The following is a 22,546-nucleotide window of genomic DNA, read 5'->3' as shown; positions in this document are numbered from 1 at the left end:
TGAAGCATGTTTTGAACCAGGATCACAATGCTTTCACTGACAGCTCATCCAGCACAGCAAATCTGTGCCTGTTAATCACCCGGTAAACCAGCAGGGCAAACATGATGACATTCATCACCAAAAAGAAAATGCCCATCGATTCCTTGCTGGTTACCCAATGCGCCAGCCAGCTGCCGCCCACACCGGTAACACACATCTGAATCGCGCCGGACAATGCGGTAACCGTACCGGCCCTCTCCCTGTGAGGTGCGAGGAGCAGGTTCTGTGCCACCGGGAAAATAAAGCCGTGTGCCAGTGCCAGCAGGCCAACAGCCCCCACCAGAGTCACCAGATCCATACCACCCCACAACAGCCAGAGACCGGACAAACACGACAGGCTGAGCGCACCGGCCAGGATCTGATAACTGCCAAGGTAACGGCTGACGAAGTTCTGGCACAGGCTGCCAAGCATCAGGCCACACGACGGCAGTACCATAATCAGCCCGTAATCGGACGCACTGACCCCCAGCTGCTGCTGAAGCAGGTATGGCATCAGCGAAAGAGCGACCATGATCATCAGAAAATTCAGCCAGCTGTAAGCCGCACTGGTGATCACCTGAGGGTTACGCAAAAGCTCAGAATAGCTGCAGAGCGCCTTAAACGGCGACGCTTTACTGCGGCTGTATGGCAGAGTCTCTGGCAGGATCAGCAGTCCAACCAAATAAATGGCACCAACATAGACAAACACAAACACAAACACTGAGTGCCAGCCAAAATGCCAGCTCAACCAGCCCCCCAGTACCGGAGCGATCATCGGCATCACTGAAGCCATCACTGACAGATAGGACAGCGCTTTGGCCAGATACCGGCCACTGTAGGAATCACGCAGTATGCTGCTGCCTATGACCGATGCGCTGCCGGCACCGAATCCCTGCAACAGACGCCCCAGTACCAGCATGCTGAAACTGTGACCAAACACCACACACAGCAGGGTCCCGGCGAGATAGATCCCCTGACCCAGGATAAATACCGGACGGCGTCCGATGGCATCCGCCAGCGGACCATAAAACAGCTGAGAGATCCCAAGACTCACCAGGTAGCCGGTGACGATCCACTGCGCAGCCCCGGCGTCTACGCCAAGTTCAGCACTTAAAAGCGGAAGCGATGGTAAGTAAATGCTCACACCCACCTGACCGGTTGCAATAACCAGCATGGCGAGCAGTAAAGGTAATTTCGAGAAGGAAGTCATATTCATACTACACAGTTTAATTTGCGTCTCATCAATTGATAATCCACCGCATTGGAAATACATTAGTTCCAGACAGGAACTAATAGAGGTGTAAAGATGGACTGGATTGAAGGGATCCGCAGCTACATCCGGGTGGTGGATGAAGGCAGTTTTGCCGGTGCAGCGCGCAGAATGCACACCACCAGTTCAGCGATCAGCAAACGCATCCATTGGCTCGAAGAGCGGATTGGTACTCAACTGCTCAAGCGAACTACCCGCTCAATCACCCTGACCGAAGCTGGTGCGCTGTTCTATGAGCGCTCCAAAATTCAGCTCGACCAGTGGCAGTCTGTGCTCGATGAAACCCGATCAATCAGCCAGACACCGGCTGGTGTACTCAGTATCGGGGCCACCCTCTCGGTCGGTTCCAAATTCCTGGTCCGCTACCTGGATGACTTCCTGCAACGCTATCCGCAAATTAAAGTGCAGCTGATCACCACAGCGCCCGGACAAATCCCCAAAACCAGCCTGGACCTGTTCATCAGCCGCGAACTGGAGCAAATGAACTCGCTCAGCTACCGGGCAACACCGCTGTTTACCCATACCGCGCGCTTTTTTGCAGCCCCGGCTTATCTGCAAAGCCATGGCATTCCGGCAGATGTAAACTCTCTGAAAAATCACAACATGCTGGTATGGGGAGAGCAACTGCAACGGGATGTGGTTCTGAAGGATGGACGAAGGATTACCCTCGGCGGTAACTTTGTGACCACCAACCCGGAAGCACTGTTTTATGCGGCAAAAGCAGGAATGGGCATCCTGATCACAGATACGATGATGGTAAAAGATATGCTCGACAGTGGAGATCTGATCCAGATCCTGCCAAATGAGTCAGCTGAGCCTATGACGGTGTATGCCTATTATCCCAAACTGGACTACCAGCACACCCGGACGCGGTTATTTCTCGATTATATTAAGGAAAAGCTGGATCGCGAAAACCGGCCTTAACCGGCCGGTTTCCACAATTCACCGGACTCAGTTACTCAGCAGTTGAAAGCAGAGCGTTGTCCTGGCCAAAAGTGTTCGGCACATAGCGATCAGCCTGGGCATCATTAACCCATTCTTGTCCGTCTACCAGGTAACGGAACTGAAATTCCTGACCTTTAGGCAAGCGGGTTTTGTACTTGAACACTTTGTCCTTTTTGTTTTTCTTCATTGGCTCTTCCTGCCAGTTCAGAAAATCTGCGACAAGTGAAACAGAACCTGCCCCGTTCGCTTCCAGTGCGAAAGTCACTTCTACTTCATCTTTAGTCTTAAAAAAGCGTTTATTAATCACAGCCAACTCCAATTTGGTTTGTTTTCACTTACTCAACATCATCTTTACTTTGTAACTCAACCATGTGCATAAGGCAAGAAAAAGGCGATCTTTGTCGCACTGTGAGTCAAAAGGTCGAACCACCATCTAAGATAGTAGTGCATAACGGCGAGCCCGCAAGGAAGCCGGGAAAAACAGCTTGAAAAATCAGGACTTGAGTCAAATCTCACAGATGCAAACTCCTGCACTTGCGTCAGGAATGTGTTATTGGTACACCATCCCGATAAACAGCGGTGTGCACGGCCCCACCACTTCCGGAAACGAAATGAGTCTTTAGTTTCAGGCTCGAAAATCAAACAAAGGGACAAAATCCGGCGTTTGTGTGAGCAGCAGGGAAACTTTTTTTTCAATTGAGCGTCATAAAACCATAACACACTTACTTTGATTCACCGCTGCCTGAGCATTCTGCAAAACTAAAGCCAGCCAACTCTTACTTATTGATTAATATTATATAATCCATTACTTATTCACCCCCAAATCCTGAGCTCACAAAAAAAAGCCAAAACATTTAATAGTAAACATATTTAAGCCCGCATTGGAGCCAGTTCAAAAAACCCGGAAAACAACTTCCACTTCGAACCTTGTTGCGTTTATTATGTCGCTATAAGCATTATGAATACGTCGAGGAATGATACCGTGGCCGAAAATAAACCTCTTAAGCCATACGAAACTACCGCAGGGATCAGCTGGATTGCTACCCGCCAGATGCAGAACCGCATTCAGCTGGAAATCCAAAAGCGTTACAAAGAGATCAATGTAGAACAATTACTGGTACTGATGGAGCTGGACTGGGAAGACGGTCTTCGCCCGAGTGTACTGGCTGAACGTCTGCAACGCAGTAAAGGCACTATGACCAGCCTGATCCGCCATGCAGAGAAAAATGAATACATCGCTTCAACGCCGGATCCAACCCACAAGAATGCCAAGAAGATTTTCCTGACCCTGAAAGGTAAGAAAATCCATGATGAGCTTTCTGTGATCATCAACCAGGAACTTCAAAACGCCGTCTCGCACGTCAGCGAAGAGCACCAGAAGATCATCTACGATGCAATGAAAGGCATGGTAATGCACTACAACCCGAAAGTATTCGAATACTGATCGGAATCAGAATGATACAAGGCCGCCCTCTGAGGCGGCTTTTTTTACGCCCTGGAATCCCTAATCTGTATAATTTGACGACATACGCTCCCGCACTTAGAATCGACCGCTGTAAAAGCACCCCCTTTAAATTATAAGAGCAGAGCTCAATTAACCCAGGACGTCAGACATGAAACGATTTATCACCACACTGCTTACCATCTGCGCGGTAAGCACCAGCCCGCTCACCTCAGCCATAGAACTTCAGGAAGGGACGGATTACCAGGTCGTTACCAGTCAGCTCGCCCGTGACCAGAATGTGTACGTCTACTTCAGCTTCCGTTGCGGTCACTGCGCGGCACTGGATGAAACATATGCCGAAGTTGCCGGCCAGCTGCCTGAAGGTGTCTCTTTAATCAAAGTGCCGGTGTTCAGCCCCAATGATCAACTCGATCTGCTCTATGCCCGTGGTCTGGCTGTTGCAGAACAATACAATTTAACCCTGAAATACACCAAAGCCCTGTTTAAACACCTGCGTTCAGGTGATGTGCCGGCCTCCCTGAGCAGCCTGTCTGGTCTGGTCGCCACCGAACTTGACATCGAACCTATCGAGTTTCAAAAAGCCTATCATTCTGCTCAGACTACCCAACTTGTTAAACACTATCTCAGCCAAAGCCAGGCTCTTCAGATCAATGCAGTACCGGCAGTGATCATTGGCAATCAGTACCACATGATGCCAAAGCGTGTAAGCTCATTCAATGAATACAAAGACTTAGTCAAAGATCTGACCAATAAGAATCTCAGCGAACAGGCATAAAACGGCATACGCCGCTATATGCAAATGTGAATTTCATCAAATTATGAGAAGTTTCCTCTCATCACCCCGAATAAAGATTTGAAGGCAAACCTTTTTCGTGTATATTGTGTTCAGCATAACCTGTATGAGATTAAAGCAATGAAAAAAGCACTACTGTTTGCTGCCGCACTGAGCGTACTGCCAGGCGCCGTAATGGCAGAAGAAAAGCAGCCTGACCCGGCGGATCTGACCGCAACCAACACTTTCCTGTGGGCGCAGGCGGGCAACAAAGACTACACCCTGACCGGTGGTATCGCAGGTAACCTGAGTGAAGATTTCTCTTACCTCGGCCTGCTGGAGCACACCCGCACTTACGACCGTGGTGAAAACGACAAGAACGACAACAGCCGTGCGCGCCTGTTCGGTGTTCAGAACGTAGACTGGGGCTTTATCTCTAAGATTGGTGCGTCGGTTGATTACATCAAGACCCACCAGGATACAGGTCTGGATACCACCGCAATTGGTCTGATCGCCAAAGTAGAAACCGGTCAGGACTGGCTGGCGCTGTTCCCGAACCTGGCGTATGTGGAGCTGTCTCCTGTTGGCCTGCCTTCTTCCATTGAGAAAGAGAAAGGCTACCAGGCGAACCTGTTTGCTTCCATCTACCTGGATGAGTTTGGCAAATACATGATGATCCAGCCTCAGTACACCAAAACTGAAAAAGTAGACGTTAAAAAACTGGAGATCTCATACGGTCAGCCTCTTGCCGAAAACGGCAAATGGTGGGGTGACATCAAACTGGGTTACACCAAAACAACAATCAATGGCGCATCTCTGGACGACGACAAGCAAATCAAAGCAGGTGTCTCTTACTACTTCTGATATCCGTTCTACTGCCTTTTTCGGATTACAGAGTAGTGCCTGGCAAGGTGCCCCCGGCTTTTAAAAATAATAATAAACAATAAGGGCGGCCTGATGGCCGCCCTTAATATATCTGTTACTTTGATTACGCGTTACGGCGCGCCTGAACCGCTTCTGCCAGCTGGCGCAGCAGCTGCTCAGTGTCATCCCAGCCGATGCAGGCATCGGTAATAGACTGGCCGTAAACCGGCGCTTTACCGTCAACCAGATCCTGGCGGCCTTCTTCCAGGTGAGATTCGATCATTACACCGAAAATCGCATTCTCACCGGCTGCCAGCTGCCCGGCAACATCTTCACCCACCACCATCTGGCGCTTGTACTGCTTGGAGCTGTTTGCGTGGCTGAAATCGACCATCACTTTTTGCGACAGACCAGAAGTCGCCAGTTCATCTTTAATACGCGCTACATGCTCTGCGCTGTAGTTAGGCTCTTTACCGCCGCGCAGGATGATGTGACAGTCCGGGTTACCGGCCGTTTCCACAATCGCTGAGTGACCGTACTTGGTCACCGACAGGAAGTGGTGTGACGCACTGGCACTGCGGATCGCATCAGTGGCGATCTTAATATTGCCGTCAGTACCATTTTTAAAGCCTACTGGGCATGACAGGCCGGAAGCCAGTTCACGGTGCACCTGAGATTCAGTAGTACGCGCTCCAATCGCGCCCCAGCTGATTAGGTCCGCCACATACTGCGGAGTGATCATATCCAGGAACTCACTTGCGGTTGGCAGGCCCATATCGGTCAGGTCCAGCAGCAGCTTGCGGCCAATACGCAGACCATCGTTCAGCTTAAACGTGTCGTTCAGATACGGGTCATTGATAAGACCTTTCCAGCCCACCGTGGTACGAGGTTTCTCAAAGTAAACCCGCATCACGATCTCCAGCTGATCACCCAACTCATCGCGCAGTACTTTCAGCTTCTTGCCGTACTCCAGTGCCGCGTCCGGATCATGGATTGAACACGGGCCAACGATAACCAGCAGGCGGTCATCTTTGTCCTGCAGAATGTTGTGAATGGCCTGACGGGCTTCAAACGTGGTTGATGATGCCGTTTCTGTGGTCGGGTACTTCTCCAGTACCGCTACCGGTGGCAACAACTCTTTAACTCTGTTAATCCGAACGTCATCAGTTTGATACATACTCTGGTCTTCCTGTTTATTCCCTTAAAGCACCTGGTTTTACTATTGTTACGGTGCAGCGTGTTCTTTTAACCTAACGGTTCAAAAATAGAACTTCAATCACTATTTCCGATAAAAATTGATTTTTTGTCAGTTATTTTTATTAAAAGACCTCCAGTCAGACCAGTTAAGCAGGAAATTCTGGCATTAAACCACCATAGCTGCCGGAGCCCGACGGGGAGATAATAATAAAAAACCCGCGACCGGATGGCGCGGGTATACAGGACGATAACAGAAACAAAATCAGGCGGAGAGCTTATTCTCCACACCCAAATCGGCACTCATACGACAAAAAGTCACGCCGCAGCGGACATAAGGGTCACCGTCTTTATGCAGGCCAAACTGCTCATAATATTCATAGGTACTGGCGCGGGAGATACACCAAAGCGTGCGGATATGACGCCGCCTGAGTTCAGCGATAACATGGTTCATCAGGGCGGAACCGTAACCACAGTGACGGTGCTCTATCCGGGTGGCAAACTTGCGCACCCTTGCAATGCTCTCTTCTTCATCAATAAAAACCGAGATCACCGCAACCAGCTCCCCTTGCACACGCACGCCGTAGTGAGAGGCCAGCTCATCCCCCACCACGTAACAAAAATCTTCCGGCATCCCGGGCCAAAGCACCTCAAGACGTACCGGAATGGTCTCTTTCCAGCTAAGTTCGACGATGTCCATAATGGACTCCTGTGTCTGAATAACGCCGCTACCCGCCCAGCCACTGACGTTGTTGCTAACTTAACTATAGCAGTTACCCCGGAGCCTACCTCTTTATGAGCAGGTTCAGATTAATCTGCGCAGGAGAAAGCCGATCCCGGACGGAGACACGGGTTAATGCTCCGAAAACACCAGAAAGCGCTGATGCCCTGCCCGGCTGCCGCGTAATGTCCCGCAGGCATGCCCCCTGTGCTCAGAGTTGTTGCCCGGTCTCAATCATGTTAATTTGATGATAATTGAATTATCACCACTAACAGGCTGTTACATGGAAACCAAAAGTGCCCGTCTGACCGTACTCATCGATCCGCGCAAGAAGCAGGCGTTTGAATCCCTGTGTAATTCACAGGATCTCACCCCTTCTCAGGTCGTACGCCAACTAATCCGTGATTATCTTGAGAAGCACGATGTGAGCTATCTGGATGAAGGAACGACCCACAATCCAAAAGTAAAATCATAAAAAAAGCCAGACGTCACCGTCTGGCTTTTTCTTGTAACAACTGAACCTGTTACAGCGCCCTGAGTGCCAGTTCAACGTCTGCAAAGTGGTTCGCTTCACCAACCAGTGAAATAATCCCCGCTTTACGCAGCTTGCTTTCCACCCTTTGATTAGCACCGGAAAGCATCACCCTCACGCCCTGAGACTGCTGAGCCCTTACCACATCTTCCAGCGCCTGCAGGCCGGTAATATCAATAAATGGTACCCAGCGCAGACGAATGATCAGCGTTTTGGGTTCGGTATGAGTAGATGCCAGCGCCTGCTCAAAATTCTCTACCGCGGCAAAGAAAAACGGCCCGTCCACGGCAAACACCAGCACGTCTGCCGGCAGATCATCCAGTCCCTTATGGGCAAACTCTTCTACCAGCTCTTTGTGGCTGGCCTGGTTAACCTCAACACTGGAGGCCATCCGGCGAAGAAAATGCAGGGTTGCCAGGATCACACCGATATTGACCGCCACAACAAGGTCTGCAAATACCGTCAGGGTAAAGGTGATCAGCAGTATCGCAACGTCAGCCCGTGGTGCGCGTTTTACCATAGCGACAAAGTGGCGCGCCTCACTCATGTTCCACGCCACCACAAACAAAATCGCCGCCAGGGCTGCCAGTGGAATATGCACCGCCAAAGGCGCCAGCAAAAGCAAAATAGCAACCAGCACCAGCGAGTGGATCACACCGGCAACCGGCGCATTACCGCCATTACGGATATTGGTTGCGGTACGGGCAATCGCACCGGTCGCCGCAAAACCACCAAACAGAGGTGCAGCGATGTTCGCCAGCCCCTGGCCCACCAACTCCTGGTTGGAGTTATGCCGGGTACCGGCCATACCATCAGCCACCACAGCAGAGAGCAGGGATTCAATCGCCCCCAGCATGGCAATCGTAAATGCCGGGCCTGTCAGTTCTATCACCTTCTCCCAACTGAGCTCCGGCAGGTGAAATTCCGGCAATCCCTGAGGAATACCACCAAACGCACTGCCAATGGTACGCACACCATCAAACTGAAACAGATACTGAAGCAGGGTAACGCACACCAGTGCCAGCAACGGGCCTGGAATGCGGTGCAGACCCGGTACCTTTGGACCAAACAGTACCAGCGCCAGCGACAGGGATGCCAGCAATGTGGTGGTCAGATGAAACTGCGGAAAACTGCTTATCAGCATCGCCAGCTTCTGATGAAAGTGTTCACCGCTAACCGGAGGCAGACCAAAGAAGTCCGGCCACTGGCCAACAAAGATGATCACACCAATACCTGCCGTAAAGCCCACTATCACTGGTGCCGGAATAAATTTGATGATACTGCCCATCTTCGCAAGGCCAAACAGCAGCAAAATTACCCCCGCCATCAGCGTGGCGATCTGCAGGCCTTCAAAGCCGTACTTAGCCGTGATCCCGGAGAGCACCACTATGAATGCGCCGGTCGGACCGGCGATCTGTACCCGGCTGCCACCAAACAGGGACACACAGATCCCGGCGATGATCGAGGTGTAGATCCCCTGCTCCGGTTTTACCCCTGATGCAATCGCGAAGGCCATCGCCAGCGGCAGCGCAACCACCCCAACGATCACCCCGCTTACTATATTTCTCATCCAGTGGGCTCTGCTCAGCAGCCCGGCTTGTTTGGCTTCAATTATCGCCAGCATTATTCGTCACTCCTCACGGAAAACATGATAACGGCATTATAATGCCATTATCATAAACTACAATTATGATCCGGCCAGATCCTCACCGACTAAGAATACAGGGCAAAAAAAACCAGCCCGAAGGCTGGTCAGATATACACATGCTAAGAGGATCAACTGGCAAGCATCCATATGGCCAGTACGAAAAATACCGCGCCCATCACCTTATGCTGCCAGGTTCGGAAAGTCTCGCTCTCCAGCAACTTACTGCCAAGACTACCCACCAGGCCAACCAACACCAGGTTAAACGTCAGGCCCAGTACATTCAAAAGCAGACCCAGTGCCAGCATCTGCTCACCTGAACTCGCTTCAATATTGGCGGAAACAAACTGAGGCAAAAACATCACAAAGAAAACCAGTGCTTTCGGATTGAGCAGATTGCTCACCAGCGCACGCTGGTAAAATGCGCCCGCCAGTTTATTGGCCTGCTCCAGCTCCGGCACTTCAGAGGCGCTGCTGCGCAGACAATCCCAGCCCATTTTCAGCAGGTACGCACCACCGAGCAGGTGCAGCGCTTTCAGCGCCAGCGGACTCATCGCGATCAACGCAGACACACCGGCAGCAGCCAGCAGGGTCAGCAACACACCGGACGTCGCGTTACCCAGACTGGCAAAAACACCGACTTTACGCCCGTAACTGATGCTCGAAGAGGCAATAAGTAACATATCCGGTCCCGGCAACAGCAACAGGGCAACAACCGCGGTCAGATAAACCGGCAGGATGGTAATATCAATCATGGAAGGGGTTTTATAAAACAAAAAAGGGGGCGGGATAATATCCTATCTCCGCCCCACCATACAAGACATATGGATTAGGTATAGCCTTGAAGCAGCACGAACATTGCCCCCCAATCGTTCATGCAGCTGATTAACACATAAGCAGTATTAGCTTTTATCAGTTACGCGATGACTCCAGCATCTCCTCAAAAGTCGGCTTTTTCGCTTCGTAGCTGAAACGGGTCACGACGACGTCATCGTCAGGGCTCGCAGCATCCAGCGCCACACGCTCTGACGCGATCTGATTTTCCCCGCTGACCTGACAATACTCATCCGCACTCGCCTGCGGTCCGCACTGAGGTACCGGAACAGGCGCTGCCATGGCTGGCAGAGTGAAAACCGCGGAACACAGTAAACCAAGGGTAAGTGTCTTTTTCATAATCTGTCTCCTCATTCGACTGACGGACTCAATGTAACTCCGGTCACATAATGAAACGAGGAAATACGGGATTTCCATTCAGGAAGTGAACCATGTCACATTTTTCAGGTCACAGTACGGGATATTGCAAACCCGGGGGAACAGCGTGAATCTGAATATCAGAACCATTACCGTACTGGTAAAGATGTATGAGCTCGGCAGTGTAAAAGCGGTTGCCGAATCGCAGGGGAAAACTTCAGGGGCCATCAGCAAAACGCTGGCCAAAGCCAAAGAGCTGCTTGGAGATCCTCTGTTTATCCCCTCCGGAAACCGATTTGAACCCACCAGCTTTCTTCAGCAGAACATTCACCATTTAAAGGCCATACTCGAATGCTGCCATCAAATAGGTCACGAACATTTTGACCCGGCCACCCATAGTGACCCTGTCACCATTTTCGCCCAGCCGCACTTTTTTGACCTGTATGGTTTGCCGCTCTATCGCAACCTTCGCGCAGAGTGCCCTGATGCCAAAATCGCGTTTAAATCCTGGAATCCCACCAACCGCAACCGCCTGCTGGATGGGGAGGGAGATATCGCCGTTCACGTTGAGGATGAGAACCTGCCTCAGGCACTGCAGCAAAACCGGATAGCCAGCCGGCCACTGGGTTTTATGGTGCGCCAGCAGCATCCGGCTCAGACCCTGGAGGAGCTGGTGAATTACCCTGTAGTGATGTTGCATACTCCTGGCCTGAATGACTACCGGTATCGAATGCTGGAGCGGCTACGAAGCTATGGGCTGGATTTTCAGCCGTCACTCGAAGTGGAGCTCACCTCCATCCGGGATCAGGTCATCCTGAGCAGCAACCACTGCAGTATGACCACCGTCAGAGATGCCCCTCCGGGTACCCGCTCAATTATGGTCCCTCCGGAGCTTCGGCTGGAACTGAGCTACATGGCAACTTTTCGGCGCAGCCAGCGGGACAACCCACGTATTCGCTGGCTTCATAAGCACTGCCGCCGGGTGCTGAACTAAGAGCGGTCATTTCAGTTCATCAAGCAGGAAACGGATAAATGCCTGCAGACGTTTCGGCTGATACCGGTCTCTGTGATAGACGGCAGAGAAAGGCACCGAAGTGATTTTCCAGTCGCTGAACACCTCCACCAACTCACCGGCATCAATTTCTGCCAGACAATAGAGCCGGGGAACCCGGATGATCCCCTGCCCCAGCTTTGCGCCAGTCACCAGTACCCGGCCATTTTTACTGCGCAGCACGCCGGAGACTTTTACTTCGGTTTTATCGCCACTTTCAGGACAGATAAACCGCCACCGGTTCACGCTGCCAACCAGACAGCGGTGCTGCTCAAGCTGAGAAGGGTGCTCAAACGGCACACCACAACCAGCTACATATTCCGGACTTGCCAGGGTCACCATATCAATATCCATCAAATGCCGGGCCACAAAGCCTGAGTCTTCGAGTTCTCCCATCCGCAACGCCAGGTCAAATTCATCCGAAATCAGATCCACCCGGTGGCTGGAGAAATCCAGACTAACCTGAACATCCGGGTACTGAGTCATAAAGCGGCATACCACGGGCGCCAGCAGCTCCTCTCCCAGATAACCGCCCACACAGTTAATCCTGAGCTCACCGCGCACCTGTTCGGTCTCTTCTCTCGCCTGTGCTACTGCGTCGTCAATACTGCCGAGCGCGCTGGCGCACTGGTCACAGAACTGCTCTCCGGCCGGGGTCAGCTTCAGGGTACGGGTGGTGCGCAGCAGCAGGGTCACCCCCATTGCAGACTCCAGTGCCGAGACCTGCCGGGAAACATGTGAGCGCGATACTCCCATCGCTTCCGCTGCGTTGGTAAAACTGCCCAGCCGTGCCACCAGCACCAGCGCCTTTACGTCAGCCAGTTGAATCGCTGCCATCTCTCATCCTTATTGTTGTCATACAACAACAGTGTTTCACTCAATGCCGTATATATCAACAATGAAAATCTGCCTAAACTGGCGCCATCAACACACAGGAGCAGAAAAATGAAAAAACTCATCGTAATTACAGGCGCAAGTTCAGGTATCGGCGAAGCAATCGCCCGTCACTTCAGTGAACTTGGCCACCCGCTGCTGCTTATTGCCCGCCGCATTGAACGCCTGCAGGCACTGGATCTTCCCAATACCCTGTGCGCACAGGTCGATGTGACGGTAAAAGGCGCCTTTGAAGCCGCCATTGCATCAGCAGAAGCTGAGTTCGGCCCGGCTGATCTGCTGGTGAACAATGCCGGCACTATGCTGCTGGGTCAGATCGACACTCAGGATGCGGCGGAATGGAAAACCATGTTTGACGTGAACGTGCTGGGCCTTCTGAACGGCATGCAGGCAGTACTGGGCGGAATGAAAGCCCGTAACGGCGGCACCATCGTCAACATCAGCTCAATCGCGGGTCGCAAAACATTCCCGGATCACGCGGCCTACTGCGGCACCAAGTTTGCTGTTCACGCCATTTCTGAAAACGTACGAGAAGAAGTGGCGGACGCCAACGTACGTGTTGTAACCATCGCACCAGGTGCGGTGGAAACCGAACTGCTGTCACACACCACCAGCGACGAGATCAAAGCCGGTTACGACAGCTGGAAGGAGCAGATGGGTGGCGTACTGGCAGCGGACGATATCGCCCGCGCCGTAGTCTTTGCTTACCAGCAGCCACAAAATGTCTGCATTCGTGAGATCGCCCTGGCGCCGACTAAACAGCAGCCATAAGCGGCTGTCACCTGAGGGCAGTAAGAGGGGCGACTTTCGCCTCTCCCTGCCTCTCTTTTACTTCCTGCTCTTCTTCACTGAAGCGTGCCCGGATCTCCCAGAACTCTTCTTTCAGCCTGACAAAGGCTTCTACTATCATCGGCTCAAACTGAGTGCCGCTGCCATCAATGATGATCTGTTCGGTTTTCCGCCGGTCAAAGGCCTGCTTATACACCCTGCGGTTTGACAGGGCGTCAAACACATCGGCCACCGCCATAATGCGCGCAGCCAGCGGAATATTATGACCATGCAGGCCATCCGGGTAACCGCTGCCATCCCAGCGTTCATGGTGATGACGGGCAATATCCTTGGCAAAACTAAGGAAACAGGCACTCTCACTGCGCCCCACTTCTGCTTTCAAAATAGTAATTGCATGATCGAGCGCATCCGCCCCAAGCCGGGTATGGGTTTTCATCACTTCAAATTCCTCTTCCGTCAGCCTGCCCGGTTTAAGCAGTATGTGATCCGGGATCCCGACTTTACCGATGTCATGCAACGGTGCGGATTTGTACATCATGGCGATCACTTCCGGGGTCAGATACTCCTGATAGTCCGGGTAATAACTCAGTTCTTCAGCCAGGCGTTTCACATACAGCTGAGTACGATGGATATGCTGGCCGGTTTCGTTATCCCGGGTTTCCGCCAGTGAGGCCATGCTGACGATGGTGACGTTCTTGGTTGCTTCCAGCTCGCGGGTACGCTCCGCCACTTTGTGCTCCAGTGAGCGGTTGAGGGTTTTCAGTTTGCGCTCAGCGCTCCGGCGTCCTACCGACGCCCGTGCCCAGACAAAGATTAATACCAGACCGACCGGATAGATAAAGAAGATCGGATACAGCACCGGCAGGCTGGACAGCAACATCTGCCAGTTGTAGTTCCACTGAATATTCACCACCACAATCTTCCACTGCTCCATAAAATGGTCCGCGTTGGCAATCTGTGTACCAAGACCACTCATTGGATAGACGTTGCGGAAAGAAAACTTACCTCCATTCTCTATGATCGTACCTTCCTGCATATAACGGATTTTCTGCCACGCGGCAGGGTAGTTCATACGAAAGCTCTGTTTATGAGGCAACATAAAGCCCCACTCCTGCCCCGGCTCCTCGCTGACCAGCCAGTAGCCGTCTTTATTAAGCAGCGCGCCATGTCCGGGCACGTTGCCCAGCTCACTGCGCAGCTTGTCCAGAAACAGGGCCCCCAGATAATTCAGTACCACCACCCCTTTCAGGGCTCCTTTGTCATCACGCACCGGCCGGGCAAAACGGATCATGGGTTTATAGGGCAATTCGATTTCACCACGCTCAATATTGAGATCCAGCGGTGAAACATAAATCTGATGATTGGTGATCGCTGCTGCCTCGGTGAAGTAATACCGTCCGGCTTTGTTCTGCAGCTTGTCTCCCCGCACAGGCACCGCCTTACCATCACGCAAATCAACCCGCACCAGTTCCATGCCATCCGGGCCAAGCAGGCGGATCTGATCATACAAACGGGAAGTATTGCTGAGGTTAAAGTACATCTGCTCGATTTCAGCGCGGATCTCCGGTCCGTCCTGCCGGGTAAATGCATTCAGAGACTGACTGTTAGCAAGAAAGTTTAAGTGGCCCATCACGGTTTCAAGATCGTGCCGGGCAAGGGAGACCCCAATATCGAGCGCAGAGTACACTTTACTCTGCTGTTTACTCTGCTCCATATTGTGCTGCAATATGCTCGCTGATATGTAAGCACCGGCAGCAAGCAGGGTTAACGGAATGGTCAGCAACCAAAATCGCTGCCAGACCCTGAGGTAGAATTTACTCAGAAACATAAGCACAGCCATTGACGTTAGTTGTTTTCGTTTTGCGATTTATTACCGCCTTCTGATTAAAAGTGTAGTCAAACCAGGCCAGGATAAACACTCAAATGCACATTCCCGCCCGGCATATTAAGCTATTGCTGAGAAATTGTTTGAGTTGCCAGTCCGTTATATCCGGAGTACCATCCGGAAATATTTTGTTACACACGGTGCTTTGATGATGAATGCGACACACAAACTGACTCCGGCAGTCTCCCCACGCTGGCTGATACTGCTGGCGGGGCTTGTTTGGGTGGGTGTAGGCAGCATGTTGTCGCTCAGGGCACTGCACTGGTCAGGCTCCGATATCCTGGTGGTTTCCGGCGGGATAATACTGGGGCTTATCAAAGCCCGGTTCGGCTTTCAAAAAGTGGTCAGTAAAAACCTCGCCCGTTTAAATGGCGCATCCGGCGATCGCTGCCTGTTTGGGTTTATCCCATGGAAAAGCTACCTGCTGATAGCCGCCATGATGGGACTGGGCTGGCTGCTGCGCCACTCTCCGGTTCCGCTCAGCATCATTTCACTCATCTATCTTGGTGTGGGTACGGCTATGCTCGCTTCCAGCTTTGGGTATTTTCACAGTGCCTTTTCGCGGAAGTAATCCCCCCAGCCCCAACTCCCCCCCTCCCTCCGGCTCAGCCGCTTAACAACTGAACTGTGAACCCTCACCCGGTTTTCACCGCACTCAACGCATAAACTGTGCGGTCAAATGCAACAAGGTGAGCATATGTCTGTTGAAATTACTTCTCATTGTGTATCTGCTGTCGTTCTGTCTGAGATTGACGGAGAGATGAAAATGCTGATGATGCTGCGCCGCAACGGCGGCTTCTGGTGCCATGTGGCTGGCGGGATTGAAGACGGAGAAACCGGCCCGCAGACAATAGTACGCGAGCTGGGTGAAGAAACCGGGATCAGCGGCACTGAGCTATACAACGCCCAGTTTGTCGAGCAGTTCTATGAGCACCACACCAACCAGATCATCATGGTGCCGGGTTTTGTATTTATCTGTCCACCGCAGCAGAGCGTTACCATCAACCATGAGCATCACGAATATCGCTGGTGCAACCTGGAACAGGCGTGCGAACTGGCCCCTTTTCCCAATCAGCATCAGTTCTACCGCCATGTCTGGCAGTATTTCGTTGACCAGGCTCCGTCTGAGTTCTGGAAGATAAGCTGACAAGCCCAAAGCAAAGGAGTGCTTATGTTCAAAATGATTGGCCCAACCGAAATCCGTCCAAAGCACAATCTCAGCTGTCACTGCGGCGCTGTCGTGCTGGAGCTGGCTCTGCCGGACGGTGTGGTTAAGCCGCGCCGCTGCGACTGCTCACTCTGCCGCCGCAAGGGAACAATAGTGGCATCGGTAAAACTCGACCAGCTGAAGATTTTACAGGGAGAAGATGTACTTCAGCTCTATCAGTTCAATACCCAAACCGCCAGGCACTACTTCTGCTCCGTCTGCGGCATCTATACCCACCACCAGCGCCGCTCATCACCGGATGAGTATGGTTATAACCTGGGCTGCCTGGAAGGTGTGAATCCTTATGATATTGGCGAAGTACCGCTGCTCGATGGTGTTAATCATCCGGCAGATCGCTGAACAGGGGCTTCTCATCATGCTATGAAAAACCGTATCAATAACAGTGACCTGGGGCAAGGTCATGTTTTATTGATCTCAGTCAAACCCCGTTGGACATTAAACCAAACTGACACCATACTGTAAGATTAACGTCATCAGAGCCCCTTAACTTTGCTTCCCGGAAATCCCACTACAACTATGGAAATTAAAGCAATGTCTAAGTTCACCCGTTCGGCTGCTGCCGTTTCAATCCTGATGAGTGCATCGGCAATGGCTGATGCTCCAAAGCACGTTATCTACCTGATTGGTGATGGCATGGCGACAGCACAACGTCAGGTAGCCGAGTACTATCTGCAGGAAAAAAGCGGCGACAAAAACGCCCGCCTTGCGATGAACACCCTTCCGGTGGCCGGTATCAATACCACTCACTCAGCAAACTCACTGGTAACGGACTCTGCTGCTTCTGCGACTGCTCTGGCCGCGGGTGTTAAAACGGACAACGGCGTGATCGGCATGCTGCCGGACGGGACCAAAGTTTCTACCCTGCTGGAAGGCGCGATGAAAAAAGGCATGGCGACCGGCCTGGTCACTTCTACCCGACTGACCCACGCAACCCCGGCCGCATTTGTTGCTAAAAATATCAGCCGCGACAACGAGAACGAAATCGCTCTCGACTACTCAACCAGCGACGTTGATTACATCGCCGGTGGAGGCTACCGCCACTTTGTGACCGGCAAGGACTCCAAACGTAAAGACGGTAAAAACCTGGTCGCTTCAATGGAGAAAAATGACTATCGCACTTTTATCGGTAAAGAGTCAGTCACCAGCTTCCGTGGTTACCAGCCAAAGGCAGGTGAAAAAGTGTTTGCTGCGTTCACCAAATCTCACACGCCTTACGAAATCGACCGTATGAAAGACAACGCTACCCCTTCTCTGGCGGAGATGGCAGAAAAAGGCATCGAGCTGCTGTCCAAAGATAAAGACGGTTTCTTCCTGATGATCGAAGGCGGCCGTATCGACCACGCAGCGCACGCCAACGACATCGCGGGTACGGTTTACGACACCCTTGCGTTTGACAAAGCCGTGCAAAAAGCACTTGAGTTCTACAAAAAGAATCCTGACGACACCCTGGTGATCGTTGCCGGTGACCACGAAACCGGCGGCATGGGCATGGGCTTTGGCAAAAACTACTTTGTGACCCTGGATAAGATTTCCCAAACCAAAGAGTCAGTCGATGACAAACTGCAGGGCGTTTACACCGGTGACCGCAAAGCGTTCTACAGACACATCGCCAAACAGTTCAACCTGACTGACATTAACGCAGAAGAAAAAGATCTGATTGAAACGGCGATGGATGCCAAAGACAACAACGATCCAACTGCGGCTGTCAAATACGGCGGCTATGACCCGGTAGCGATCGCCGTTGCTCACATCACCTCAAAACGTGCCGGTGTTTACTGGACGTCATACGCCCACACCGCAACTCAGCTGCCACTGTCCGCTATTGGGGTTCAGGCAGAAAAACTGGGCGGCTTTAAAGACAACACTCAGGTTGCTCACACTATCGCTGACATTATGGAAGTGAAGATTGGTGAACACGAGTAGTGCTGAAATCCTATAAGTGATTGTGTTCGCCTGAGAACCCCCTCCTGACCTCCCACCTGCGTGGCCCGTTTGAAAGGAGAGTCAGAGGGGGTTCCACAACGATCAATACATCCACAAAAGAAACCAGCTTCCCGTTTCCATTCAAAAACTCCCATACACAGGAGCCCCCATGCGAGGCATCTACTTAGCAGTCGCAGTCCTTCTCTGCGCCGCTGCCTATACCTTTACCCACAGTGGCACCTCAGGCCAACCGGAACAGGTTGCCCGCGTTGTCGCAACCGACAACAGCAGAATGACGGTGATCGGCACCAATAAAATCGGTGAACAAAGCCTGACTGTGGAACTGAACAGCCAGCCCGGCGTTCACTATCCTGCAATCAATATGCTGACCGGCGCAATGGAGTACGACGAGCTCTATTATCCGGGAGATCAAATTCTGGTCGCGGTAATGACTGACAACTTGGGCAGTGTCCGGCACATCAAAGCGCTGTCCCACTACCGCCTGCCATATCTGGTGGCTCTGTTTGCCCTGTTCGCCATCGCCCTGCTTGCCTACGCACGCCAGGTCGGGCTGCGGGCTCTGCTCTCTTTCACCGGCTCTCTGGTGATCATCTGGCAACTGCTTATCCCGGGCCTGCTGGCCGGATACCCGCCGCTGCTGATCACCACCCTGACTCTGGTCGCTCTCTCTGCCTTGATCATTCTTTCGGTAGCGGGCTGGAGTTACAAAGGTAAAGCGGCCTTTGCCGGTACCCTGGCCGGACTGATAGTCACCGCCGGACTGTGTATGCTGTGTGGGGAAATCCTGAAACTGGATGGAATGGCACAGCCGGTTGCCCAGCTTGTTCTGTTTGAGACCGGCATGCACCTTAACATGCTCGACGTGCTCTACTGTGCGGTACTGATCGGAGCCAGCGGTGCAGCGATGGATGTGGCGATGGAGATGGCCGCCACCATGGAAGAGCTGAAACTGACCAATCCGGAGATGAGCCGGAAGGAGTTAATGCGCTCTGGCTTCCGGGTCGGCAATGCGGTGATCGGCACCATGACCACCACCCTGCTGCTGGCTTATTCCGGCGGTTTTCTTACCCTGCTGATGCTGTTTATCAGCCGGGACACCAGCCTGATGCAGATCTTCAATATGAAGCTGGTCGCCAGCGAAGTCGCCCGCACCCTGATCGGCAGCCTGTCACTGGTGATCGTGGCGCCACTGACGGCCTGGATAGCCGGGGCAATGATCTGCAAAGACGCAAGCCAGAATACTGGCGGACAACCTGAATATCAGTAACCCCACAAACAGTAACGCCGCGAATTTCGCGGCGTTATTTATTTCACAATCTGTTTCAGTACGGGCCCGGACTCACCCTCAACAAATCGCGCCTGGTCCCGTGCCAGGCAAAGCGGAGCTAGAGCTGAGAAATCGATATTGAACCTGTTGACCTGATAGGCTTTGATCAGCGTATCACCATGCAGGGTCACCAGCAGGCTGATGTCATCCCGCTCCGTGATCTCACTCAGCTTTTCAATATCTGTCGCAACACCGGATGCTTCCAGCGCCGTTTCATTGGTGCTGTATGGCGCATACAGGCATACCCTGTCCCAGTCTCCGTGCAGCTCCTGGCTAAGGTCAATCATTCCGTTATGAAACCTCAGATCGGCTATGGTCGCATCCGGCATCAGTGACAGCGCAGTAAAGCAGGCCGCCACAGCAATCCCCGGCAACACAATCAGTTTCTTCATTAGTGCTTTCATTCAGGTAAATTAAACGCGCCGCACTATACCAGCTTGACCGAAGTTCAGCAGCAGGGAAACAAAGCTTTTCATTTATCGCAGGGTTTGCTGCAATAGAAACATGGCTTCAGCCACCGGCAAGAGAGGATAAATATGTATATTTTTGGCTACGGAAGCCTGATGAACTCCGAATCACGCAAACTGACCGGACAGACAGAAAACGCCATTCCCGCCGTTGCAGACGGACTGGTACGCCGTTGGGGGAAAATTGATGACAGTTATACCCTGTCCCCACTGGTGGTCTCGACAGGAGATGGCCAGGTAAACGGAGTACTGCTTGAGATAAACCCGGAAGTACTGCCGGAGTTTGACCGCAGGGAGAAAGGCTACCGGCGCATCGAACTGTGCCACAGTCAGATATCAGCCCACGCTGAGCTCGATCCGTCGCGTACGGTATGGGTCTATGTCAATGACAGCGCAGACTCACCCTGCCCGAACGTGCCGATTATGCAGAGCTATGTCGATACGGTACTGGCCGGCTGCCTGGAGGTGTCAGCAGAGTTTGCGCAGCATTTTACCCTGCACACAGAGGGCTGGCATCATCCGCTGGAAAATGACCGTCACGCACCGAAGTACAGGAGCCTGGCGGGCGTATGCGAGTCTCACCACCAGTTGATAGACGAGATCATCGCCTCGGTCAGGGAGCCGTCAGGGACATCATCAGAAACCCGCTGAACGCCGCATTGCTCGGGGCCAGACCCGGGTCAACCTGCTTGCGCATGTTCAGGATCTGACGACGGTACTCAGTATAAAACTCATAACTGGGCGTGGGCTTGTAGCTGAGATTCTTCAGTTCAAAGTAGTCAATCACCCCTTTGGCGGTGGTTGGCTTCACAAACACCTCATCGAGCGGCGCATAGTACGCCGGGATCACCGTCACCAGTGACCATTTGGCCAGCTTCGCCGGTTTAAGCAGATCGACCATGGTATTAAGCCCGTACTGCTGATCACCATGCAGAAAATCATGCAGGCTGTAAGCCAGACCCTCACGTTCATCGTGGGTCATACCGCGGACATAATCGCGAAAGCGGGGCTTTTCAAACACCGAGACCATGGATGAACGGGTCACCATTTTGACCATGTCTTCCGCCACCTGCTGCGCGCTGGTAAAACGCTCCGGGGCAAACATGGACTGCGCCATCTCCACCATTTTGTCCATCTTGTGCTTTTTCCCAATTTCCACCATTTCAGGGTGAGCAAAACCACCGGGATAACGGCTGAAAAACGCCGCTTCAGCGGCTTTGAGTCTTTCCCTGTTCACTGGAGCACTCCTTTTCCTGCAATTGCTGTTCTTTCCGACACTATAGCCTGGCATTCCTTCAGCAGCAGGGCTGTGATCGTCTGGCCGGTTTTCGACAGATGAGTGAAAATTATCAAACTGAGTAAAATTGTATTAAATCTTACCTTTTGCTGACTTATACCGGCGATCACCCGGCTAACATGAGCGCTTTTCTGACACTAAGAGGCGTAAGATGCTTAGCTGGGCTGTATCAGAGAAACGGTTTGAATTTAGCGCCGTTTTGATTCTGACCGGAATTATCTGCCTGATGGCATTTACGTTTCCGGACCCGGACCTTGCCGGTCCGTTAAATAACACCTTTGGCTGGGTGCTGGATAAGTTTTCTTTTTCAGCTGGCAGCAAAGGTTTCTTGATCACCACAGCTCTGCTGTGCCTGTTGCCACTGATGCGACGTTTTCCATTTGCCAAAATGCTGAGTGCTTATGTGCAGTTCGGTATTTTGCTGGTACTGGCGTTCGTGCTTAAAACCGGCATGAAGCAAATGACCGAAGTTCCGCGCCCTTATACAGAGCAGCTGACAGAACTGAACCTGATCCCGAAACCAGAAGCATTCTATGAGCTGAATGACAGTGATAAAGAGTCCCTGCTGGAGATCGCCGCACCACAAATCAACCCATGGCGCATGAAACAATGGCAGGGGGAGACCAATTACTCACTGCCATCCGGCCATACTATTTTTGCAGCGGTTGCGGTGCTGTTCTGGGGCGGTTTCTGGCTGAGACAGGGTAACCTGCTGCTGACCGGTATTATCGTCGCGTGGGGTGTGGGCGTCGCGTTCAGCCGGGTCTGGCTGGGAATGCATTCACCGACGGATCTGATGGCTTCCCTGATGAGCGCCATCGCGCTCAACCTGCTGGTTCCTAACATCAGCCTGCCACCAAAACTGACCGCAAAACTGATGGCGCTTCGCAGTTAATCCCTTTTCAGTGTTGACCTTCCTCCTGCGGGAAGGTCTATGCTGGGCACCTTCAATACACTCAACAGGAGTCCGGCATGGGATGTTGTAATCAGTCCCCTGAAGGGGGAAGCCGAAAAGTCGGCACCTTGATCAAAACTGTCTTTATCATC

General features: G+C 52.3%; 25 protein-coding genes. 14 read left to right on the top strand and 11 right to left on the bottom strand.

Annotation, left to right across the window (positions count from 1 at the left end; all coding sequences use genetic code 11):
* Positions 1–22: 22 nt before the first annotated feature.
* Entirely contained in the window at positions 23–1,243 is a 1,221-nt protein-coding gene (locus tag ACVB80_RS09495) for a multidrug effflux MFS transporter (RefSeq protein ID WP_481081080.1), read from the bottom strand.
* 81 nt (positions 1,244–1,324) lie between these two features.
* On the opposite strand from ACVB80_RS09495, the gene ACVB80_RS09490 reads away from it, so the two are divergent.
* Positions 1,325–2,212 carry a LysR family transcriptional regulator gene (locus ACVB80_RS09490; protein ID WP_481081038.1) on the top strand — a complete coding sequence of 296 codons (888 nt, stop codon included), beginning with the start codon at positions 1,325–1,327 and terminating at the stop codon, positions 2,210–2,212.
* A gap of 31 nt (positions 2,213–2,243) precedes the next feature.
* On the opposite strand, the gene ACVB80_RS09485 is transcribed toward ACVB80_RS09490, so the two are convergent.
* Positions 2,244–2,540: an isoamylase early set domain-containing protein gene (locus ACVB80_RS09485; RefSeq protein ID WP_481081037.1), complete on the bottom strand. Its 297-nt coding sequence runs from the start codon at positions 2,538–2,540 to the stop codon at positions 2,244–2,246.
* Between the two features lie 675 nt (positions 2,541–3,215).
* On the opposite strand from ACVB80_RS09485, the gene ACVB80_RS09480 reads away from it, so the two are divergent.
* From ACVB80_RS09480 to ACVB80_RS09470, 3 genes are all read left to right on the top strand, one after another.
* Positions 3,216–3,677 carry a MarR family winged helix-turn-helix transcriptional regulator gene (locus ACVB80_RS09480; RefSeq protein ID WP_481081036.1) on the top strand — a complete coding sequence of 154 codons (462 nt, stop codon included), beginning with the start codon at positions 3,216–3,218 and terminating at the stop codon, positions 3,675–3,677.
* A 169-nt stretch (positions 3,678–3,846) separates the two neighbouring features.
* Complete coding sequence (locus ACVB80_RS09475) at positions 3,847–4,473, top strand: thioredoxin domain-containing protein (RefSeq protein WP_481081035.1); 627 nt, start codon at positions 3,847–3,849, stop codon at positions 4,471–4,473.
* Positions 4,474–4,611: 138 nt separating this feature from the next.
* Positions 4,612–5,334, top strand: coding sequence for a hypothetical protein (locus tag ACVB80_RS09470; protein ID WP_481081034.1), 723 nt, complete (start codon positions 4,612–4,614; stop codon positions 5,332–5,334).
* A 124-nt stretch (positions 5,335–5,458) separates the two neighbouring features.
* Here ACVB80_RS09470 and aroG read toward each other — a convergent pair whose 3' ends face one another.
* Together aroG and ACVB80_RS09460 are read right to left on the bottom strand one after the other, a co-directional pair.
* Positions 5,459–6,511 (bottom strand): 3-deoxy-7-phosphoheptulonate synthase AroG, encoded by a 1,053-nt coding sequence (aroG, locus tag ACVB80_RS09465; protein ID WP_481081033.1) that lies wholly within the window; start codon positions 6,509–6,511, stop codon positions 5,459–5,461.
* A gap of 282 nt (positions 6,512–6,793) precedes the next feature.
* A complete protein-coding gene (locus ACVB80_RS09460; protein WP_481081032.1) occupies positions 6,794–7,228 on the bottom strand; it encodes a GNAT family N-acetyltransferase in 435 nt (144 codons plus the stop codon).
* Between the two features lie 304 nt (positions 7,229–7,532).
* Between ACVB80_RS09460 and ACVB80_RS09455 the strand changes: the two genes are divergently transcribed.
* Positions 7,533–7,724, top strand: coding sequence for a hypothetical protein (locus tag ACVB80_RS09455; RefSeq protein WP_481081031.1), 192 nt, complete (start codon positions 7,533–7,535; stop codon positions 7,722–7,724).
* Between the two features lie 49 nt (positions 7,725–7,773).
* Here the strand turns inward: ACVB80_RS09455 and ACVB80_RS09450 are convergent, their stop codons facing one another.
* From ACVB80_RS09450 to ACVB80_RS09440, 3 genes are all read right to left on the bottom strand, one after another.
* On the bottom strand, positions 7,774–9,405 hold the full coding sequence (locus ACVB80_RS09450; protein ID WP_481081030.1) for a SulP family inorganic anion transporter: 1,632 nt from the start codon (positions 9,403–9,405) through the stop codon (positions 7,774–7,776).
* 152 nt (positions 9,406–9,557) lie between these two features.
* Entirely contained in the window at positions 9,558–10,181 is a 624-nt protein-coding gene (locus ACVB80_RS09445; protein ID WP_481081029.1) for a LysE family translocator, read from the bottom strand.
* Positions 10,182–10,338: 157 nt separating this feature from the next.
* A complete protein-coding gene (locus tag ACVB80_RS09440; RefSeq protein ID WP_481081028.1) occupies positions 10,339–10,599 on the bottom strand; it encodes a hypothetical protein in 261 nt (86 codons plus the stop codon).
* 145 nt (positions 10,600–10,744) lie between these two features.
* Here ACVB80_RS09440 and ACVB80_RS09435 point away from each other — a divergent pair, with 145 nt between their 5' ends.
* Entirely contained in the window at positions 10,745–11,611 is an 867-nt protein-coding gene (locus ACVB80_RS09435; RefSeq protein ID WP_481081027.1) for a LysR substrate-binding domain-containing protein, read from the top strand.
* 6 nt (positions 11,612–11,617) lie between these two features.
* On the opposite strand, the gene ACVB80_RS09430 is transcribed toward ACVB80_RS09435, so the two are convergent.
* Entirely contained in the window at positions 11,618–12,505 is an 888-nt protein-coding gene (locus tag ACVB80_RS09430; protein WP_481081026.1) for a LysR family transcriptional regulator, read from the bottom strand.
* Positions 12,506–12,613: 108 nt separating this feature from the next.
* On the opposite strand from ACVB80_RS09430, the gene ACVB80_RS09425 reads away from it, so the two are divergent.
* Complete coding sequence (locus ACVB80_RS09425) at positions 12,614–13,333, top strand: SDR family oxidoreductase (protein WP_481081025.1); 720 nt, start codon at positions 12,614–12,616, stop codon at positions 13,331–13,333.
* 7 nt (positions 13,334–13,340) lie between these two features.
* Here the strand turns inward: ACVB80_RS09425 and ACVB80_RS09420 are convergent, their stop codons facing one another.
* Entirely contained in the window at positions 13,341–15,179 is a 1,839-nt protein-coding gene (locus ACVB80_RS09420) for an HD domain-containing phosphohydrolase (protein WP_481081024.1), read from the bottom strand.
* Positions 15,180–15,384: 205 nt separating this feature from the next.
* Between ACVB80_RS09420 and ACVB80_RS09415 the strand changes: the two genes are divergently transcribed.
* The 5 genes from ACVB80_RS09415 (at position 15,385) to ACVB80_RS09395 (ending at position 19,675) form a co-directional block, all read left to right on the top strand.
* Positions 15,385–15,807 (top strand): hypothetical protein, encoded by a 423-nt coding sequence (locus tag ACVB80_RS09415; protein ID WP_481081023.1) that lies wholly within the window; start codon positions 15,385–15,387, stop codon positions 15,805–15,807.
* Between the two features lie 126 nt (positions 15,808–15,933).
* Positions 15,934–16,383 carry an NUDIX hydrolase gene (locus tag ACVB80_RS09410; RefSeq protein ID WP_481081022.1) on the top strand — a complete coding sequence of 150 codons (450 nt, stop codon included), beginning with the start codon at positions 15,934–15,936 and terminating at the stop codon, positions 16,381–16,383.
* Between the two features lie 24 nt (positions 16,384–16,407).
* On the top strand, positions 16,408–16,803 hold the full coding sequence (locus ACVB80_RS09405; RefSeq protein ID WP_481081021.1) for a GFA family protein: 396 nt from the start codon (positions 16,408–16,410) through the stop codon (positions 16,801–16,803).
* A 192-nt stretch (positions 16,804–16,995) separates the two neighbouring features.
* Entirely contained in the window at positions 16,996–18,387 is a 1,392-nt protein-coding gene (locus ACVB80_RS09400) for an alkaline phosphatase (RefSeq protein WP_481081020.1), read from the top strand.
* A 169-nt stretch (positions 18,388–18,556) separates the two neighbouring features.
* Complete coding sequence (locus ACVB80_RS09395) at positions 18,557–19,675, top strand: YibE/F family protein (RefSeq protein WP_481081019.1); 1,119 nt, start codon at positions 18,557–18,559, stop codon at positions 19,673–19,675.
* Between the two features lie 38 nt (positions 19,676–19,713).
* On the opposite strand, the gene ACVB80_RS09390 is transcribed toward ACVB80_RS09395, so the two are convergent.
* Entirely contained in the window at positions 19,714–20,127 is a 414-nt protein-coding gene (locus ACVB80_RS09390) for a hypothetical protein (protein ID WP_481081018.1), read from the bottom strand.
* A 144-nt stretch (positions 20,128–20,271) separates the two neighbouring features.
* On the opposite strand from ACVB80_RS09390, the gene ACVB80_RS09385 reads away from it, so the two are divergent.
* Positions 20,272–20,853 (top strand): gamma-glutamylcyclotransferase family protein, encoded by a 582-nt coding sequence (locus tag ACVB80_RS09385; RefSeq protein ID WP_481081017.1) that lies wholly within the window; start codon positions 20,272–20,274, stop codon positions 20,851–20,853.
* Here the strand turns inward: ACVB80_RS09385 and ACVB80_RS09380 are convergent.
* Positions 20,816–21,439, bottom strand: coding sequence for a hypothetical protein (locus ACVB80_RS09380; RefSeq protein ID WP_481081016.1), 624 nt, complete (start codon positions 21,437–21,439; stop codon positions 20,816–20,818). The genes ACVB80_RS09385 and ACVB80_RS09380 overlap by 38 nt on opposite strands.
* A 286-nt stretch (positions 21,440–21,725) precedes the next feature.
* Between ACVB80_RS09380 and ACVB80_RS09375 the strand changes: the two genes are divergently transcribed.
* Positions 21,726–22,394, top strand: coding sequence for a phosphatase PAP2 family protein (locus ACVB80_RS09375; RefSeq protein ID WP_481081015.1), 669 nt, complete (start codon positions 21,726–21,728; stop codon positions 22,392–22,394).
* Positions 22,395–22,546 lie beyond the last annotated feature (152 nt).

The sequence above is a fragment of the Vibrio sp. 9-16B-A1 genome (assembly GCF_056726165.1).
This window is presented reverse-complemented; position numbering and strand designations above follow the sequence as displayed.

Coding starts and splice junctions, on each gene's coding strand:
- ACVB80_RS09410 (WP_481081022.1), top strand. CDS start 15,934: ATGTCTGTTGAAATTACTTCTCATTGTGTATCTGCTGTCGTTCTGTCT.
- ACVB80_RS09405 (WP_481081021.1), top strand. CDS start 16,408: ATGTTCAAAATGATTGGCCCAACCGAAATCCGTCCAAAGCACAATCTC.
- ACVB80_RS09470 (WP_481081034.1), top strand. CDS start 4,612: ATGAAAAAAGCACTACTGTTTGCTGCCGCACTGAGCGTACTGCCAGGC.
- ACVB80_RS09395 (WP_481081019.1), top strand. CDS start 18,557: ATGCGAGGCATCTACTTAGCAGTCGCAGTCCTTCTCTGCGCCGCTGCC.
- ACVB80_RS09455 (WP_481081031.1), top strand. CDS start 7,533: ATGGAAACCAAAAGTGCCCGTCTGACCGTACTCATCGATCCGCGCAAG.
- ACVB80_RS09445 (WP_481081029.1), bottom strand. CDS start 10,181: ATGATTGATATTACCATCCTGCCGGTTTATCTGACCGCGGTTGTTGCC.
- aroG (WP_481081033.1), bottom strand. CDS start 6,511: ATGTATCAAACTGATGACGTTCGGATTAACAGAGTTAAAGAGTTGTTG.
- ACVB80_RS09475 (WP_481081035.1), top strand. CDS start 3,847: ATGAAACGATTTATCACCACACTGCTTACCATCTGCGCGGTAAGCACC.
- ACVB80_RS09440 (WP_481081028.1), bottom strand. CDS start 10,599: ATGAAAAAGACACTTACCCTTGGTTTACTGTGTTCCGCGGTTTTCACT.
- ACVB80_RS09390 (WP_481081018.1), bottom strand. CDS start 20,127: ATGAAGAAACTGATTGTGTTGCCGGGGATTGCTGTGGCGGCCTGCTTT.
- ACVB80_RS09400 (WP_481081020.1), top strand. CDS start 16,996: ATGTCTAAGTTCACCCGTTCGGCTGCTGCCGTTTCAATCCTGATGAGT.
- ACVB80_RS09385 (WP_481081017.1), top strand. CDS start 20,272: ATGTATATTTTTGGCTACGGAAGCCTGATGAACTCCGAATCACGCAAA.
- ACVB80_RS09460 (WP_481081032.1), bottom strand. CDS start 7,228: ATGGACATCGTCGAACTTAGCTGGAAAGAGACCATTCCGGTACGTCTT.
- ACVB80_RS09490 (WP_481081038.1), top strand. CDS start 1,325: ATGGACTGGATTGAAGGGATCCGCAGCTACATCCGGGTGGTGGATGAA.
- ACVB80_RS09430 (WP_481081026.1), bottom strand. CDS start 12,505: ATGGCAGCGATTCAACTGGCTGACGTAAAGGCGCTGGTGCTGGTGGCA.
- ACVB80_RS09415 (WP_481081023.1), top strand. CDS start 15,385: ATGATGAATGCGACACACAAACTGACTCCGGCAGTCTCCCCACGCTGG.
- ACVB80_RS09375 (WP_481081015.1), top strand. CDS start 21,726: ATGGCATTTACGTTTCCGGACCCGGACCTTGCCGGTCCGTTAAATAAC.
- ACVB80_RS09425 (WP_481081025.1), top strand. CDS start 12,614: ATGAAAAAACTCATCGTAATTACAGGCGCAAGTTCAGGTATCGGCGAA.
- ACVB80_RS09420 (WP_481081024.1), bottom strand. CDS start 15,179: ATGTTTCTGAGTAAATTCTACCTCAGGGTCTGGCAGCGATTTTGGTTG.
- ACVB80_RS09450 (WP_481081030.1), bottom strand. CDS start 9,405: ATGCTGGCGATAATTGAAGCCAAACAAGCCGGGCTGCTGAGCAGAGCC.